The sequence below is a fragment of the Vannielia sp. SX4 genome, assembly GCF_052828525.1.
Genome location: NZ_CM128247.1, coordinates 1,225,971 through 1,241,883 on the forward strand (window position 1 = coordinate 1,225,971; position 15,913 = coordinate 1,241,883).

17 protein-coding genes are annotated in these 15,913 nt (G+C 66.7%); 12 read left to right on the top strand and 5 right to left on the bottom strand.

Annotation, left to right across the window (positions count from 1 at the left end; genetic code table 11):
- Window positions 1–2: 2 nt before the first annotated feature.
- Genes ACUXVX_RS06185 through ACUXVX_RS06210 form a run of 6 tightly spaced genes read left to right on the top strand, consistent with a single transcriptional unit; the run spans window position 3 to window position 5,051 of the window.
- Window positions 3–1,091 (top strand): carbon-phosphorus lyase complex subunit PhnI, encoded by a 1,089-nt coding sequence (locus tag ACUXVX_RS06185; RefSeq protein WP_446310823.1) that lies wholly within the window; start codon window positions 3–5, stop codon window positions 1,089–1,091.
- Window positions 1,088–1,918, top strand: a complete 831-nt coding sequence (locus tag ACUXVX_RS06190; RefSeq protein WP_446310824.1) for an alpha-D-ribose 1-methylphosphonate 5-phosphate C-P-lyase PhnJ — start codon at window positions 1,088–1,090, stop codon at window positions 1,916–1,918. Before ACUXVX_RS06185 ends, ACUXVX_RS06190 begins: the two co-directional genes overlap by 4 nt.
- Window positions 1,915–2,685, top strand: coding sequence for a phosphonate C-P lyase system protein PhnK (phnK, locus tag ACUXVX_RS06195; RefSeq protein ID WP_446310825.1), 771 nt, complete (start codon window positions 1,915–1,917; stop codon window positions 2,683–2,685). The genes ACUXVX_RS06190 and phnK overlap by 4 nt, the downstream gene beginning before the upstream one ends.
- A 1-nt stretch (window position 2,686) precedes the next feature.
- Window positions 2,687–3,370, top strand: coding sequence for a phosphonate C-P lyase system protein PhnL (gene phnL / locus ACUXVX_RS06200; RefSeq protein ID WP_446310826.1), 684 nt, complete (start codon window positions 2,687–2,689; stop codon window positions 3,368–3,370).
- On the top strand, window positions 3,367–3,906 hold the full coding sequence (phnN, locus tag ACUXVX_RS06205; protein ID WP_446310827.1) for a phosphonate metabolism protein/1,5-bisphosphokinase (PRPP-forming) PhnN: 540 nt from the start codon (window positions 3,367–3,369) through the stop codon (window positions 3,904–3,906). Before phnL ends, phnN begins: the two co-directional genes overlap by 4 nt.
- The gene (locus ACUXVX_RS06210) at window positions 3,906–5,051 is read left to right on the top strand and encodes an alpha-D-ribose 1-methylphosphonate 5-triphosphate diphosphatase (RefSeq protein ID WP_446310828.1); all 1,146 of its coding nucleotides are present in this window, start codon (window positions 3,906–3,908) and stop codon (window positions 5,049–5,051) included. The genes phnN and ACUXVX_RS06210 overlap by 1 nt, the downstream gene beginning before the upstream one ends.
- Before the next feature lie 8 nt (window positions 5,052–5,059).
- Here ACUXVX_RS06210 and ACUXVX_RS06215 read toward each other — a convergent pair whose 3' ends face one another.
- The 3 genes from ACUXVX_RS06215 to kduD form a co-directional block, all read right to left on the bottom strand.
- A complete protein-coding gene (locus tag ACUXVX_RS06215) occupies window positions 5,060–6,319 on the bottom strand; it encodes an AGE family epimerase/isomerase (RefSeq protein ID WP_446310829.1) in 1,260 nt (419 codons plus the stop codon).
- Window positions 6,316–6,780 (bottom strand): DUF3237 domain-containing protein, encoded by a 465-nt coding sequence (locus ACUXVX_RS06220; RefSeq protein ID WP_446310830.1) that lies wholly within the window; start codon window positions 6,778–6,780, stop codon window positions 6,316–6,318. The genes ACUXVX_RS06215 and ACUXVX_RS06220 overlap by 4 nt, the downstream gene beginning before the upstream one ends.
- Before the next feature lie 70 nt (window positions 6,781–6,850).
- A complete protein-coding gene (kduD, locus tag ACUXVX_RS06225; RefSeq protein WP_446310831.1) occupies window positions 6,851–7,579 on the bottom strand; it encodes a 2-dehydro-3-deoxy-D-gluconate 5-dehydrogenase KduD in 729 nt (242 codons plus the stop codon).
- A gap of 102 nt (window positions 7,580–7,681) precedes the next feature.
- On the opposite strand from kduD, the gene ACUXVX_RS06230 reads away from it, so the two are divergent.
- Entirely contained in the window at window positions 7,682–8,509 is an 828-nt protein-coding gene (locus ACUXVX_RS06230) for an amidohydrolase family protein (RefSeq protein WP_446310832.1), read from the top strand.
- 10 nt (window positions 8,510–8,519) lie between these two features.
- Window positions 8,520–8,849 carry an L-rhamnose mutarotase gene (locus ACUXVX_RS06235; protein ID WP_446310833.1) on the top strand — a complete coding sequence of 110 codons (330 nt, stop codon included), beginning with the start codon at window positions 8,520–8,522 and terminating at the stop codon, window positions 8,847–8,849.
- Window position 8,850: 1 nt separating this feature from the next.
- On the opposite strand, the gene ACUXVX_RS06240 is transcribed toward ACUXVX_RS06235, so the two are convergent.
- Entirely contained in the window at window positions 8,851–9,813 is a 963-nt protein-coding gene (locus ACUXVX_RS06240) for an aldo/keto reductase (RefSeq protein ID WP_446310834.1), read from the bottom strand.
- A 204-nt stretch (window positions 9,814–10,017) separates the two neighbouring features.
- Between ACUXVX_RS06240 and ACUXVX_RS06245 the strand changes: the two genes are divergently transcribed.
- The 3 genes from ACUXVX_RS06245 (at window position 10,018) to ACUXVX_RS06255 (ending at window position 13,562) form a co-directional block, all read left to right on the top strand.
- Window positions 10,018–11,538, top strand: a complete 1,521-nt coding sequence (locus ACUXVX_RS06245) for a sugar ABC transporter ATP-binding protein (RefSeq protein ID WP_446310835.1) — start codon at window positions 10,018–10,020, stop codon at window positions 11,536–11,538.
- A 27-nt stretch (window positions 11,539–11,565) separates the two neighbouring features.
- Window positions 11,566–12,573, top strand: a complete 1,008-nt coding sequence (locus ACUXVX_RS06250; RefSeq protein WP_222470361.1) for an ABC transporter permease — start codon at window positions 11,566–11,568, stop codon at window positions 12,571–12,573.
- Window positions 12,574–12,638: 65 nt separating this feature from the next.
- Entirely contained in the window at window positions 12,639–13,562 is a 924-nt protein-coding gene (locus tag ACUXVX_RS06255; protein ID WP_222470360.1) for an ABC transporter substrate-binding protein, read from the top strand.
- Window positions 13,563–13,631: 69 nt separating this feature from the next.
- On the opposite strand, the gene ygiD is transcribed toward ACUXVX_RS06255, so the two are convergent.
- Window positions 13,632–14,456, bottom strand: a complete 825-nt coding sequence (gene ygiD / locus ACUXVX_RS06260) for a 4,5-DOPA-extradiol-dioxygenase (RefSeq protein ID WP_446310836.1) — start codon at window positions 14,454–14,456, stop codon at window positions 13,632–13,634.
- Window positions 14,457–14,652: 196 nt separating this feature from the next.
- On the opposite strand from ygiD, the gene ACUXVX_RS06265 reads away from it, so the two are divergent.
- Window positions 14,653–15,912, top strand: coding sequence for an efflux RND transporter periplasmic adaptor subunit (locus ACUXVX_RS06265; RefSeq protein ID WP_446310837.1), 1,260 nt, complete (start codon window positions 14,653–14,655; stop codon window positions 15,910–15,912).
- The last annotated feature ends 1 nt before the right edge of the window (window position 15,913 follow it).

Below are 15,913 nucleotides of genomic sequence, written 5' to 3' on the forward strand. Positions count from 1 at the left end.
CGATGTATGTTGCGGTGAAGGGCGGCGAGCGGGCGATTGATGCCGCGCATGACTGGCTGGCCGAGGAGCGGCGCGGCGATGTGGCGGTGCCGGAGCTGAGCGTGGCGCAGATCCGCGAGCAGATGGCGCTGGCGGTGAACCGGGTGATGGCGGAGGGCTCGCTTTATGACCCGGACCTTGCGGCGCTGGCGATCAAGCAGGCGCGGGGTGATCTGATCGAGGCGATCTTTCTCATCCGCGCCTATCGCACCACGCTGCCGCGCTTCGGCTCGGCGGAGCCTGTGGAGACGGGCGAGATGGCCTGCGACCGCCGGATCAGCGCGACCTTCAAGGATGCGCCGGGCGGGCAGGTGCTGGGGCCGACCTTCGACTACACCCACCGCCTGATCGACTTTGCCCTCGCCGCCGAGGGCGAGCCGCCTGTGGCCCGCGAGGCGCTGGCCGAGGAGGCGCCGATGCCACGCGTGACCGAGATGCTGGGCCGTGACGGGCTGATCCAGCAGGAGCGGGCCAGCGACGAGACCCCGCCCGACCTCACCCGCGCGCCGCTGGAATTTCCGGCCGGGCGGCCGCTGCGGCTTCAGGCGCTGACGCGGGGGGACGAGGGCTTCGTGCTGTCGATGGCTTATTCGACCCAGCGCGGCTACGGGCGCAACCATCCTTTCGTGGGCGAGCTGCGGATCGGCGCGGTGCCGGTGGAGATGGAGATCCCCGAGTTGGGGTTCTCGGTGGAGATCGGCGAGGTGGTGCTGACCGAGTGTGAAACGGTCAACCAGTTCACCGGCAGCAAGACCGAGCCGCCGCAGTTCACCCGTGGGTACGGGCTGGTCTTTGGCCAGACCGAGCGCAAGGCGATCTCGATGGCGCTGGTCGACAGGGCGCTGCGCTGGGAGGAGCTTGGGGAGGACAACCTCGGCGCGCCCGCGCAGGACGAGGAATTCGTCATCGCGCATTCCGACAATATCCAGGCCACCGGCTTTCTGGAGCACATCAAGCTGCCGCATTACGTGGATTTTCAGGCCGAGCTGGAGCTGGTGCGAAAGCTGCGGGCCGAGGCGATGGCCGGGCAACAGCAGGAGGCGGCGGAATGAGCGCGTACAACTTCGCCTATCTCGACGAAGAGACCAAGCGGATGATCCGCCGCGCGATCCTGAAGGGCATTGCGATCCCCGGCTACCAGGTGCCCTTCGCCAGCCGCGAGATGCCCATGCCTTACGGTTGGGGCACCGGCGGCGTGCAGGTGAGTGCGGCCTGCCTAACCCCCGAAGACAGCTTCAAGGTGATCGACCAAGGCGCGGATGACACGACGAACGCGGTGAGCATCCGCAAGTTCTTCGAGCGGACGGCGGGGGTGGAGACCACCGAGCGCACGGCGGAGGCCACGGTGATCCAGACCCGTCACCGTATCCCCGAGACGCCGCTGACCGAGGGGCAGATCCTCGTGTATCAGGTGCCGATCCCAGAGCCGCTGCGCTTTTTGGAGCCGCGCGAGACCGAGACGCGGCGGATGCATGCGCTGGAGGACTACGGGCTGATGCATGTGAAGCTCTACGAGGACATTGCCCGCCACGGCGAGATCGCCACCGCCTATGCCTACCCGGTGAAGGTGGTGGGCCGTTACGTGATGGACCCGAGCCCAATCCCCAAGTTCGACAACCCGAAGATGGAGATGGCGGCGATTCAGCTTTTTGGCGCGGGCCGCGAGCAGCGGATCTACGCGATCCCGCCCTATACGCAGGTGGTGAGTCTCGACTTCGAGGATCATCCCTTCGTTGCGGGCAAGGCGCCGCACGATTGCGCCCTCTGCGGCGCTTCCGACACCTATCTCGACGAGATCATCACAGATGACGCGGGCAGCCGGATGTATGTCTGCTCCGACACCGACCATTGCGCCACCCGGCAGGAGGCAGCCGCATGACCCCGCTTCTCTCGGTTCAGGGCATCCGCAAGACCTACGGGCCGCGCATCGGCTGCACCGATGTGGGTTTCGATCTCTACCCCGGCGAAGTGATGGGCATTGTGGGCGAGAGCGGCTCTGGCAAATCCACCCTGCTTTCCTGTCTCGCCGGGCATCTGACGCCCGATACCGGCAGCGTCACCTTCGACACCCGCGCCGAGGGGCCGCGCGATACGGTCACCATGAGCGAGCCGGAGCGGCGGATGCTGGGGCGGACCGATTGGGCCTTTGTGCATCAGAACCCGCGCGACGGGCTGCGTATGAGCGTCAGCGCGGGGGGCAATGTGGGCGAGCGGCTGATGGCGGTGGGTGCGCGGCACTACGGGCAGATCCGCGAGACGGCGACTGACTGGCTGGGCCGGGTCGAGATCACCGAAGACCGGATAGATGACCGCCCCCGCGCCTTTTCGGGCGGGATGCAGCAGCGGCTCCAGATCGCCCGCAACCTCGTGACCGGGCCGCGGCTGGTGTTCATGGATGAGCCGACTGGCGGGCTGGATGTGAGCGTTCAGGCGCGACTGCTCGACCTGCTGCGTGGCCTCGTGCGCGAGATGGGACTTTCGGCGCTCATCGTCACCCATGACCTCGCCGTGGTGCGCCTGCTGGCGCACCGGCTGATGGTGATGAAATCCGGCCGCGTGGTCGAGACCGGGCTGACCGATCAGGTGCTCGACGATCCGCAGCATCCCTACACCCAGCTGCTCGTCAGCTCAGTCTTGCAGGTGTGACATGATCGAACTTAGGGACGTTTCAAAGAGCTTTACCCTGCACAATCAGGGGGGTGCGGTGATCGAAGTGATGCGCGGGGCCTCGCTGAAGGTGGCGCCGGGCGAATGCGTGGCGCTGACCGGCGAGAGCGGGGCGGGCAAGAGCACGCTGATGCGGATGATCTGGGGCAACTACCTTGCCGCCTCGGGCAGTATCATGGTTGGCACAACGGATGTGGCCCGCGCCGAGCCGCGCGAGGTGCTGGCGTTGCGGCGGGAAACCCTAGGCTATGTCAGCCAGTTCCTGCGTGTGGTGCCCCGGGTGCCGACCCGCGAGGTGGTGGCCGAGCCACTGTTGGCGCTGGGCCGCAGCAGCGAAGAGGCCCTTGGCAGGGCGGAGGAGTTGCTTGAACGGTTGAACATTCCGCGCACGCTTTGGGGGCTGTCGCCCACCACATTCTCGGGCGGAGAGCAGCAGCGGGTGAACATTGCCCGCGGCTTCGCGCACCCCTTCCCAGCGCTATTGCTCGACGAGCCGACCGCCTCGCTCGATGCGACCAACCGTGAGGTCGTTCTGGCGCTGATCGAGGAGGCCAAGGCGCGGGGCGCGGCGATCGTGGGGATCTTCCACGACGAGGAGGCGCGGGGCCGGGTTTGTGACCGGATGGTCGATGTGACGGGGTTCACCCCGGCGAGGGCGGCATGAGTATTTTTGCCGTCGTCGGCCCCTCGGGCGCCGGGAAGGACACGCTGATGGCGGCGGCCAAGGCGGCGCGGCCGGAGATTCACTTGACGCGCCGGGTCGTGACTCGCGCGGCGGCCACCGGAGAGGACCATCGCCCGGTGACGGAAGACAGCTTTCGCCAGTTGCGGGCGGACGGGGCCTTTGCGCTCAGCTGGTCAGCGCATGGCCTCTCTTACGGCATCCCGCGTGAGGCTGCCGAGCGGGCGGCGCGGGGCGAGACCGTGCTGTTCAACGGATCGCGCGCCATGCTGGACGCTGCCGCTGCGGCCTTTCCCGGCCTCCGGGTGCTGCATGTGACCGCCTCGGAAGAGGTGCTGCGAGCGCGGCTCACCGCTCGGGGCCGCGAGAGCGCTTCGCAGATCGAAGGGCGGTTGGCGCGCGCGAACCTGCCGCTGCCAGAGGGCCTCGACGTGACCACCATCGACAATTCCGGCGCGCTGGAGGAGGCTGTGGCCCAGCTCCTCGCCGCGCTGGACCTCAAGGAGACCACCCCGTGATGGATATGCAAGCCCCTGCGGAGACCGTTCTGACCAATGCCCGGATCGTGCTGGAGGGTGAGGTCGTGCAGGGTGCCGTGCGGATGCAGGGCGGCGAGATCACCGATGTGTCCACCGCGACAGCAATGGGCGAGGATATGGGCGGCGATCTGCTGATCCCTGGCCTGATCGAATTGCATACCGACAACCTCGAGCGCCATATCCAACCGCGCCCGCAAGTGGACTGGCCGCATGATGCGGCGATCCTCGCCCATGACGGCGAGTTGGCCAGCGTGGGCATCACCACGGTGTTCGATGCACTGCGGGTTGGTTCGATTCCGGATGCGAAGACCGGCTACGGCGAATACGCCCGCAGGCTCGCCAGCGAATTGATGCAGCTGCGCGGGGCTGGGGCGTTGCGGATCAGCCATTTTCTGCACCTGCGGGCCGAGGTTTGCTCGGCCACGCTGGCCGAAGAGCTTGACGCTTTTGGCCCGGATGACCGGGTCGGCATTGTCAGCCTGATGGATCACACGCCCGGCCAGCGCCAGTTTGCCGATATCGACCAACTGCGTGCCTATGTGCAGGGCAAGCGGGGGCTGTCAGATGCCGAGTTCGAAGAGCATGTGACCCAGCTCAAGGCGCTGCGCGAGACCTATGGCGAGGCGCATGAGGCGGCCACGGTGGCGGCGGCGGGGCGCTTTGGCGCGGTGCTGGCCAGCCATGACGACACCACCGCGGCCCATGTGGCGACCTCCGCGGGCTATGGCATCCGACTGGCGGAATTTCCGACCACGGAAGAGGCCGCGCGGGCCTGCCATGACCACGGGATCGCGGTCATGATGGGCGCGCCCAACCTGATCCGGGGTGGCTCGCACTCGGGCAACGTGGCGGCGCAGGCGCTGGCCGAGGCCGACCTGCTTGATATCGTCTCGTCGGACTACGTGCCGTCGGCGCTTCTGACCTCCGCGTTCCGCCTTGCCGTGCTGTGGGACGACCTGCCGCGCGCCGTGGCCACGGTCACCTCCACCCCAGCCCGCGCCACGGGCCTCAGCGACCGGGGGCGGATCGCGCCGGGGCTGAAGGCCGATATGGTGCGGGTGTCGCTGCTCGGCGACACGCCGGTGATCCGCGCGGTCTGGAGCCACGGGCGACGCGTGGCCTGAGGCGCAGCCTACGAGGTGATCAGCGGCAGCGAGGTGATCTGGCGGGAGAGGCCGGGCGCGAGCGGGTAGAGCGTGGCCTGAAGCGCGTGGTAGATATCTGGCTTGCCTTTGAACTGGGTCTCCACCGGTTTGCCCTTGGCGTTCAGCGCCGGATACCAGCCGCCGCGCTTGTGGTCGATGAAGTGCTCATGGGCGAAGGTCCAGAGCCTGCGATACCACTCTTCGTAGATCTCCTGCGGGTCGAGCTTGATCAGCGAGGCCAGCACGCCGATGCCCTCGGTCACCGGCCACCAGTAGCGGTCGGTCAGCAGCGGTGCGCCGTCGAAGTCCACCGTATAGATCAATCCGCCGTCTTCGGCCCAGCCGTCGGTGAGGGCCTGCTGCGCGAGGTCGTGGGCGACGGAGGGCGCCTCGTTTTCGGGGCGGCCGGAAAGATCCCAATGCTGCAGCAGGAGGCGGGCGAACTCGAGGCTGTGGCCGGGCGTGGTGCCTGCTGGGCGGAACATCGGGTCGCCGTCGTATCCAAGGTCGACTGACCAGTCGGGGCCATAATGCTCGGGGATGCGCCATCCGTAGGCCGGGGCCATCTGGCCGAGGAAGAAGCCGAGGATGCCGCCGGCGCGGTTGAGGTAATCTTCCCAGCCGGTGGCCTCATAGGCGGCGAGCAGGGCCTCGACCCCGTGCATGTTTGCGTTCATGCCGCGGTAGCTGTCGAGCGGGGTCCAGTCCGGGCCGAAATCGGCGCCGAAAAGGCCCGGTTCTTCCTCCCAGAAATGGTCCATCAACACCTGCGAGGCCTGATCGATCAGTGGCTGGCCGCCGGGGTGGCCGATGAGATGGGCGGAGGAGGCGGCGAGCAGCACGAAGACATGGCCATAGGCCATGCGGCGCCGGTCGGAGGGCGCGGAGCCTTCGGCGCCCCAAGCCCAGCCCTCGCCATCGGCATGGCCCTGGGCGAGGTATTGCATGCCGTGATCGACTATGTCGGCCCCGCCCGCGCCGCAGAGCTCGGCCATCGCATAGGCGTGGATCATCCGGGTAGTGCTGTGCAGCTCCTGCAGCTGGATGCGCAGGGGCTTGCCCTTCCAGTCGAGGGTATGAAAGCCGCCGTCCTTGCGCTTGGACTTGCGGAAAAAGTCGAACTGCTTGAGGGCGTCTGCCGCGAGCCAGTCACGGTGCGCCTCGTTTTCGAGCCAGAAGCCCGGCGCATCGGCGGGGCCAGGGCCGGTGGGGCCGCTTCTTGCGAGGAGCTTGCCGGGGCCTTTCATGACAGCTCGTAGACCGAGATTTCGACCCGGGTGGCACGGCGGCCACCGATGCCGACGAAGAGCTGGCGGTTGACCCATGCGTAGCGCGGATCGCCTGTTTCAAGGCGGCAGTGGGTGCGCATGTAGTACTCCGCCGGGTCAACATCTTCGCCCGCCGCCACGCGGGCCATCACCTCGGGCGGGCCGTGGCGGAGGCCGAAGTTGATGATCTCGATCACCGCGCCATCATGGGTGCGCATTGCGTAGCGCGTGTCGAGCTCGGCAAGGCCGCCATCGAAGATGGTCTGCCAGTCGGCGCCGAGGTTGAGGACTTCGCCGCGGATACGCTCGCCGGTGACGGTGCCGCCGATGATCGGGATGATCCGGCGCTGCCCGGCGCGGCCCGGTCCCATCTCCATGATCGGGTCCAGCTCAACGCGCAGATCAAAGGCGTGGGTCAGCGGGGGCGGGTTGAAATACATGGGTGCTCCTCGGGCGGTCTCCTCGGAGCGCGACCCTAGCGGGGCGGAGCGGGGAGGGGAAGCGGGGGCCTCAGCGGGCGAGCCAGCCGCCGTCGACGTTGATGACCGCGCCGTGCAGGTAGTCCGAGGCGGGCGAGGCGAGGAAGACGGCGGTATCGGCGATATCTTCGGGCTGGCCCCAGCGGCCTGCGGGGATGCGCTCCAGAATGGCCTTGTTGCGCTCCGCGTCGGCCCGCAGGGCCTCGGTGTTTGCGGTTTCGATGTACCCCGGCGCGATGGCGTTCACGTTCACACCGCGCGCCGCCCATTCATTGGCCATGAGCTTGGTCAGCCCGGCCACGCCGTGCTTGGAGGCCGTGTAGCTGGGCACCCGGATGCCGCCCTGAAAGCTCAGCAGCGAGGCGATGTTGATGATCTTGGCGGGGCGCTCCTCGGAGAGTGCGGCCTTGGCGAAGGATTGGCAGGTGAAGAAGAGAGCCTTCAGGTTCACGTCGATCACGTCATCCCAGTCGGCCTCGGTGAAGTCGACGACGTCGGCGCGGCGGATGATGCCGGCGTTGTTCACGAGGATGTCGTAGCCTGCGCCGGTGAAGGTGTCGCGGGCGGCCATCGGGTCGGCGAAGTCGAGCAGGAGTTCGTCGCCGCCGCCGATCATTTCCAGCGTCTCACCGCAGCCCCGCCGGCCCGCGCAGGTGACATGGGCGCCCGCGCGGGCCAGACCCAAGGCGATGGCCTGGCCTATGCCGGCGTTTGCCCCGGTGACGAGCGCCTTGCGGCCTTCAAGTGAAAATCGGTTCATCCTGCCCTCCATTGCGGCGCACCATGGCGGCGCGGGCGCGGGATGGCAACGGTGGTTGACAGCGCGGCGGCGGGCAGAAAGTTTCAGCCGGGGAGGGCCGCCATGAAGATCGACGCGCATCAGCATTTCTGGAAGATCGACCGGGGTGATTACGGCTGGATGGACGAGAGCGTGGCCGCGATCCGGCGCGACTATGGCCCTGAGCATCTGGCGCCCTTCGCCGAAGCCTGCGGCGTGGGCGGCACGGTGCTGGTGCAGGCGGCGCCGACGGTGGCGGAGACCGAGTTTTTGCTCGAAATCGCCGACGAGAGCCCGCTGGTGCAGGGCGTGGTTGGCTGGGTGGATCTGGAGGGCGACGTGCCGGGGCAGCTTGCCCGCACAGCCCACCCGGCGCTGAAGAGCCTGCGCCCGATGTTGCAGGATATCGAAGACACCGAGTGGCTGCTGCGGCCTGCCGTGGTGGAGGGGCTGCGCTATGTGGCGAAGGCGGGGTTGCGGTTCGATGCGCTGGTGACGCCTCGGCACTTGCCGAGTTTGGAGCGTTTCGTGGCCGATATGCCCGAGCTACCGGTGGTGATCGACCATTGCGCCAAGCCGGTGTTCGACGGCACCGATCCGGGCGCGGTGTGGCGCGAGGGGATGGTGGCGCTGGCGGCGCATCCGCAGGTGCATTGCAAACTTTCGGGGCTGGCCAATGAGTACGGGCCGGGCTGGGGTGCCGAGACTTTGCGCGAGGTGGCGGGCCATGTGCTGGATGTCTTCGGCCCCTCCCGCGTGATGTGGGGCAGCGATTGGCCGGTGCTAGAGCTGGCAGGCGATTACGAGGGCTGGTTTGCCGCGGCGCAGGTGCTCACGCGGGGGCTTTCCGAGGCCGAGCGGGCCGAGGTGTTTGGCGGCACGGCGACACGGTTTTACGGGTTGGACGGATAGGGAGGCGCGCATGCAGCGGATGGGATTTGTGATCGGGATCGCGGCGGAGAATATCCCCGAGTACAAGCGGCTCCATGCCGAGATCTGGCCGGAGGTGGCCGAGCGGATCAAGGCGTCGAACATCACCAACTACTCGATCTTCCTGCGCGAGCCAGAGAACCTGATGTTCGGCTATTGGGAATATGTCGGCGAGGATTTCGAGGCCGATATGGAGGCCATTGCCGCCGACCCGAAGACGCGGGAGTGGTGGGCCGTCTGCGGGCCGATGCAGCGCCCGCTGGACAGTCGGGCGGAGGGCGAGTGGTGGGCCGGGATGGAGCAGGTGTTCTACCTGCCCTAGCTCACCCCGGGCGGTACTCGCGGTTGGCTTCCGGGTCTTCGGTGGAATAGCCGAGGTTCTCGAGCTCGTCCCAGACTTCGGGGGGGATGTCCCACTCGGCCCAGCCGACGGTTTGCGCCACCCGCTCGGGGCTGGACACGCCGATGACGGTGGAGGCGATGCGGGGGTCGCGTAGCGAGAATTGCAGCGCCACGGCGCCGGGCGGCACCTGATGGCGGGTGCAGACCTCTTCGATGGCGCGGACGGGGGCGAGCGCGTCGTCATCGGCCTTCTGATAGGTGATCTGCGGCATGACCGCCGAGCCCTTGGCCAGCACACCGCCGGCGTAGGGCGCGGCGTTGAGCACCGTCATGCCGGCCTCATGCGCCCAGCTGAACATCTCGTCGGCCGCGCGGTTGAGCAGGGTGTAGCGGTTGTGGTTGAGGATCACGTCGAAGGGGCGCTCCTTGACCAGCGGAAACATGATATCGAGCCGGCCCATCGCGAGGCCGACCGCACCGGCGATGCCCTCGTCCTTCAGCTTGAAGAGCTCGTCCAGCGCGCCGCCCTTGCCGCGGATTTCATCGAGGTCGCGGGCGTGCTCTGGGTCGTGCAGGTGCAGCAGGTCCACCCGGTCGACGCCCAAGGCTGTGAGGCTCTCTTCAATCGACTCGCGGACGCGGGCGGCGTCGAAGCGGCCTGTCTCCATGTCACGGTCGAGCTTGGTGGCGAGCACGAAGCCTTCGGGCAGGCCGCCGCGCTCGGCGATCGCTGCGCCGATCCGCTCTTCGGAACGGCCGAAGCCGTAGTTGCGGGAACTGTCGATGAAGTTGCAAGGGCCGTCGAAGATGGCGCGGAGGGTTGCGGCGGCGCGATCTTCGCTCACCGCGTAGCCGTAGGTATCGGGCATGTCGCCGAGGGCAGACGTGCCGAAGCAGATGGAGCTGACGGCGGGGCCGCCGGGGCCGAGTGTTCTGGTGGTCATCGCATCCTCCCTTGCGCCCGATGGTTCTAGCGCAGGCCGCCCGGCTCGGACAGGGGGCAGGGGCGCATGGTATACCAAAAACTGAAATTTTCACTTTCCTCCTGCTGGCAGAAAGGCTTCTATGAGCCGGCAACCCGCCGTGCCGGACCGGCTCTTGAGGAGGAGACCACGGCAGCAGAAGGCGGGTGCAACGGGAGGATCGCAATGAGCGAAACGGCGCGCGCGCCCATCGTCGAGTTGACGGGAATCGGCAAGTCCTTTCCGGGCGTGCGGGCGCTCAATGAGGTGAAGCTCGATCTTTACCCCGGCGAGGTCGTGGCGCTGATGGGCGAGAACGGCGCCGGAAAATCTACCCTGATGAAGATCATGACTGGCGTCTACCAGCCCGACGAGGGGGAGATCCGGGTGGACGGCGAGCGCGTGACCCTGCCGGGGCCGACGGCGGCGCAGGACCTCGGCATCAGCATCATCCATCAGGAGTTGTTCCTGATGAACCACCTGACGGCGGCGCAGAACATCTACATCGGGCGCGAGCCGCGCAAGGGGATGGGGATGTTCGTGGACGAGGCGAAGATGAAGGCGGATGCCGCCGAGATCTTTGCCCGGATGAAGGTGGATATCGACCCGGGGCAGGAGGTGGGCGAGTTGACGGTGGCCCGCCAGCAGTTGGTGGAGATTGCCAAGGCGCTGAGTTTCAACGCCCGCGTGCTGGTGATGGACGAGCCGACCTCGGCGTTGAACGAGCGCGAGGTGGAGCACCTGCACACCATCGTCGATGACCTCAAGGCGCAGGGCGTCGGGATCATCTACATCACCCACAAGATGGCCGAGGTGAAACGGATCGCCGACCGGATCATGGTGATGCGCGATGGCGAATATATCGACACGCTGCCCGCCGCAGAGACCTCGCTGGATACCGTGATTCAGATGATGGTGGGCCGCGAACTGGCCAGCCAGCACCGTGCCGGTGGTGAGGCGCAGGCCGAGGAGGTGCTGCGCGTCGAGGGGCTGAACCGGGGCCGGATGGTGGAGAACGTCAGCTTCTCGCTGCGCAAGGGCGAGATCCTCGGCTTCGCAGGCCTCATGGGGGCGGGGCGGACCGAGGTGGCGCGGGTGATCTTTGGCGCCGATCCGCTGGAGAGCGGCACGATCCATGTGCATGGCGCGCCCCGGCAGATCGACAGCCCGAAGGACGCGGTAGAGAACGGCATTGCCTATCTCTCCGAGGACCGAAAGCAGTTTGGCCTCGTGACTGGCATGACCGTGCGGGACAACATCACCATGCCCTCGTGGAAGCGCTTCATCAAAGGGCGGTTCTTCATGCGGGACGGGGCGATGAACAAGGTGGCCCGCGAATACGTGGCTAAGCTGAAGGTCAAGACGCCGACCATCGATCAGGAGACGCGGCTGCTCTCGGGCGGGAACCAGCAGAAGGTGGTCATCGCCAAATGGCTGCTGCGGGATTGCGACATCCTGATCTTCGACGAGCCGACGCGGGGCATCGATGTGGGGGCCAAGGCCGAGATCTACACGCTGCTGGAGGATCTGGCGGCGCAGGGCAAGGCGGTGATCGTGATCTCCTCGGAGCTGGAGGAGGTGCTGCGGCTGTCGCAGCGCATCCTGGTGATGTGCGAGGGGCGGATCACCGGTGAGCTGGATGGCCGGACGGCCACGCAGGAAGACATCATGACACTGGCGACAGTGCGCCATGACGAGGTTGCCTGACAGGGGCGCGATAGGGGACGACGCAGAATGACAGAGGCCGCAACAGCCACACCCTCAGAGCAGGCCCGCAAGGGGCTGATGACCGTGGGCACCCTGCAGAAGGCGGTGGCCTTCGTGGTGCTCGTCCTGCTGCTCGGGTTCTTCTCGATCTTCGCGCCTAACTTCGCGCAGTGGTCGAACATGGTGAACATCATGCAGGCCACGGCGGTGAACGGTGTGCTCGGCGTGGCGGTGACCTTCGTGATCATCACCGGGGGCATCGACCTGTCGGTGGGAACGATGATGACCCTCACGGCGGTTGTTGCGGGCCTGATCCTGACCAACCTCGGCCTGCCGCTGCCGCTGGGCATTGCGGGCGCGGTGTTGTTTGGCGGGTTCATGGGCTCGATCTCGGGGTTCTCCATCGCCAAGCTGAAGATCCCGCCGTTCATCGCCACGTTGGGGATGATGCAGATTGCGCGGGGGCTGGCGCTGGTGTTCTCGGGGGCCAAGCCGATCTACTTCAACGATACGCCGAGCTACTATTACATCGCCTCGGAAAGCTCGATTTCGCTTCTGATCCCGGGGCTGGAAATTCCGAATGGCGTGCTGATCATGTTTGGCGTTGCCATCATCTCGTCCATCGTGCTGACCCGCACCATTCTGGGCCGCTACATCTTTTCGCTCGGCTCCAACGAAGAGGCGGCGCGCCTTTCCGGCGTCAACGTCGATCTGTGGAAGATCGTCACCTATGGCGTCAGCGGCATGATCTGCGGGGTTGCGGGGCTGCTGATTTCGTCGCGGCTCAATTCGGCGCAGCCTGCCCTTGGCCTTGGATACGAACTCGATGCCATTGCTGCCGCGGTGATCGGGGGCACCTCGCTCTCGGGCGGGCGCGGCACCGTTTTGGGCACCATCATCGGCGCCTTCATCATGTCTGTCCTGACCAATGGCCTGCGGGTCATGGGGGTGCAGGAAGAATGGAAGATCGTCATCACCGGCGTCATCATCATTGCCGCCGTCTACGTAGATATCATGCTCCGCAAGAAGGGCTGATCCCGGGAGGAAACGGGGCGTCCGGGCGCCCGCATGTTGAAACGGTTATCTGGGAGGAAACCACCATGAAGAAACTGATTGCGGCCCTCAGCGCGGCCACCGTTCTGGCCGGCCCCGCTGCCGCGCAGGACACCTATTTTCCGATCATCGCGAAGGGCTTCAGCCACCAGTTCTGGCAGGCGGTGAAAGCCGGGGCCGATGCCGCCGCCGAGCGCAATGGCGTGAGCATCACATTCGAGGGGCCGAACACCGAGGCCGAGATCGACAAGCAGACCGATATCCTGAACGCTGCCATCGCCAAGAAGCCGCAGGGCCTTGGCTTTGCCGCGCTCGACAGCCAGGCCCAGGTGCCGGCGCTGCGCAAGGCGGCCGATGCGGGCATTCCGATCGTGGCCTTCGACTCGGGCGTGGAATCCGACCTGCCGCTGACCACCTGCACCACCGACAACCTCGCTGCCGCCGCCGCTGGCGCGGACGGGCTGGCAGAGGCGATTGGCGGTGAGGGCAAGGTGGCCGCGATCATCCACGACCAGACCTCGGCCACCGGCATCGGGCGGCGTGACGGCTTCCTCAACCAGATCGAAGCGGCTTATCCGAACATCGAGATCGTCGACGTGCAGTATGCCAACGACGCGCTGAAGGCGACTGAAACGGCCAAGGCGATGCTGCAGGCCAACCCCGACCTGAAGGGCATCTTTGCCTCCAACGAGGGTGCGGCCATCGGCCTTGCTGTGGCGATCAAGGAGAGCGGCTCCGACATCGTTGGGGTGGGCTTTGACTCCGGCAAGAGCCAGAAGGACGCGATCCTTGACGGCACCCTGCGCGGCTCGATCACCCAGAACCCGGTGGGCATTGGCGAATGCGTTGTCGACTCGCTGGCCAAGGCAATGAAGGGCGAGGAACTGCCCGAGGTGATCGACACCGGCTTCTACTGGTACGACAAGGACAACATGGACGACCCGCAGGTCGCCGCCGTGCTTTACGACTGATCGCCGCTCACGGCATCAACGGCCCTCTCCCGCCGGGTGCGGGGGAGGGCTTTTTGCTGCTTGAGTGGCTCAGGCGGCGTGGAAGATGAAGGACCGCATGGAGACGGAGCCGAGGTCGATGGCGTCGGTCATCCATGTCAGCTGGTCGCCCGCGCCTGCTGCCCCGGCGATGGTGAGCGCGGGCAGGTAATGGTCGTGGCTCGGGTGGGCCATCTTGAGCAGGCTGCCGAGTTTCTCGCGGTCGGCCAGCGTGGCCATGTCGCGGGCCTCCAGCCGGTCTGCGAAGAGCGTGTCGAACTCTTCGGCAAAGTCGAGCGGTGCGCCACCGGGGCGCATGGCCCGCAGGTTGTGGACGACGTTGCCGGAGCCGAGGATCAGCACGCCCCGGTCGCGCAGCTCGGAGAGCAGGGCGCCGATCTCGAGCTGGTCGGAGAGCGGGGCCGTCATGTCGATCGAGACCTGAAACACCGGCACGTCGGCGCCGGGGTAGAGGAATTTCAGCACCGCCCATGAGCCATGGTCAAGACCCCAGCTCTCATCGCTTTCGCCGTGGTGGCTGGCCAGCAGGCTGGTGACCTCTCGCGCCAGCTCGGGCGCACCGGGGGCGGGATACTGCATTTCGTAGAGCGGTTCGGGGAAGCCGTAGAAATCATGGATGGTTTCGGGTTTGGCCTCGGTCGCCACAAGCGTGGTTCCCTTGCTCATCCAATGGGCCGAGACGACGAGGATCGCTTTCGGGCGGGGCAGGGTGCGGCCCAGCTCGCTCCATGCGCGGCTGTAGTCGGTGTCTTCCAGCGCGTTCATCGGGCTGCCGTGGCCGAGAAAGACCACGGGCATCCGGTCGGATCGGGCAAGGCTGTCGCGCAGGCGGCGCAGGTCAGTGACAAAGCTCATGGGACGGCTCCAATGGGTGCAGGCCCAGTATAGGCCCTGTGGATCATTAGGATAATATGTTCGGTGAGGCGCAAAAGAGGCGTTTCAACACAGCATTATCGGCAAATGTGCACATATGAAATTTCTGCGACGGAGTTGCCGCGGTGCAGCGTTTGATATCCAATATACCCGAATACTCCTCCCCTCAGGTGATTACATGTCCGATCCGAAAGCGGCGCCGCGCCGCCCCTCCACCCTTCTGGCCGCCGCCTTGGCGGCGCTCATCCTCGCGCTCGCCGTAGCCGTTGCCAATGCACAGGGCATGCCGCCCGGCGCAGGCGGCCGCGGGCCGACGGAAGTGGGGGTGATGGAGTTGGAGGAGGCCAATGTGCCCTTTTCGGTGACCCTGCCGGGCCGGGCGGTGGCGAGCGCACAAACCGAGATCCGCCCGCGCGTCGGCGGCATGGTGGAAGAGATCCTCTATGAGCCGGGCCGCCGGGTGGAGGCCGGCACGCCGCTGTTCAGCCTTGAGCCCGACAGCTACGAGGCGGCCTTCGCCGCAGCCGAGGCCGAGCAGGCCAGCGCCGAGGCGGCGCTGAGCACGGCGCGGGCCACGGTGGAGCGCTACGAGCGGCTCGAGGGCGTGGGTGCCACGGTGTCGGAGGTGCAGACGGCGCGGGCCAATGTGGCCTCCGCCGAAGCGGCGCTCAAGAGTGCCGAGGCCGCCGTGCAGACTGCCCAGCTCGACCTTGACCGCGCGGTGCTGAAGAGCCCGATTGCGGGCGTGGTGGATGTGGCGGCGGTTTCGGTCGGGGCCATCGTCACCGCCAACCAGACCGATGCGCTCACCACGGTGACCCAACTCGACCCTGTTTACGTGGACGTGGTCGAGAGCGCTGCCCGGATGACCCGCATCCGCGAGCGGATCGACAGCGGGGCGATGCAACCCGGCGACCGGCTGGAGGCCACGCTGACGCTGGAGAGCGGCACCACCTACGAAGGCATCGGGCGGCTGGTGACGCCGGGCACGAGCGTGTCGACCACCACCGGCTCGATCGACGTGCGCTTTGAGTTCGACAATGCCGAGCGGATGATCCTGCCCGGCCAGTTCCTGCGGGTCGAGATCGTCGTCGGCACGCAGCGGGCGGTGCTGGTGCCGCAACGGGCGACGACCCGGCAGGCAGATGGCACGCTCACGGTGTTTATTGCGGTGGACGGCAAGGCCAGCCAGGTGGAGCTTGAGACTTCCGGCACCTATGAGAACGCGTGGGTTGTGACCTCGGGCGTGGAGGCGGGCGATCAGGTGATCCTCGATGGGCTCTCGAACCTTTCAGACGGGGCCGAGATCAGCCCGGTGCCGGTGACCATCAGCGAGACGGGCGTGGTGGAAGATGCGGCGCCTGCCGAAGCGACCGAGGAAGCCCCCGCCGAGCAGGCCGAAGAGGCCGCCTCCGAGGCACAGGCCGAAGGCAACTGAT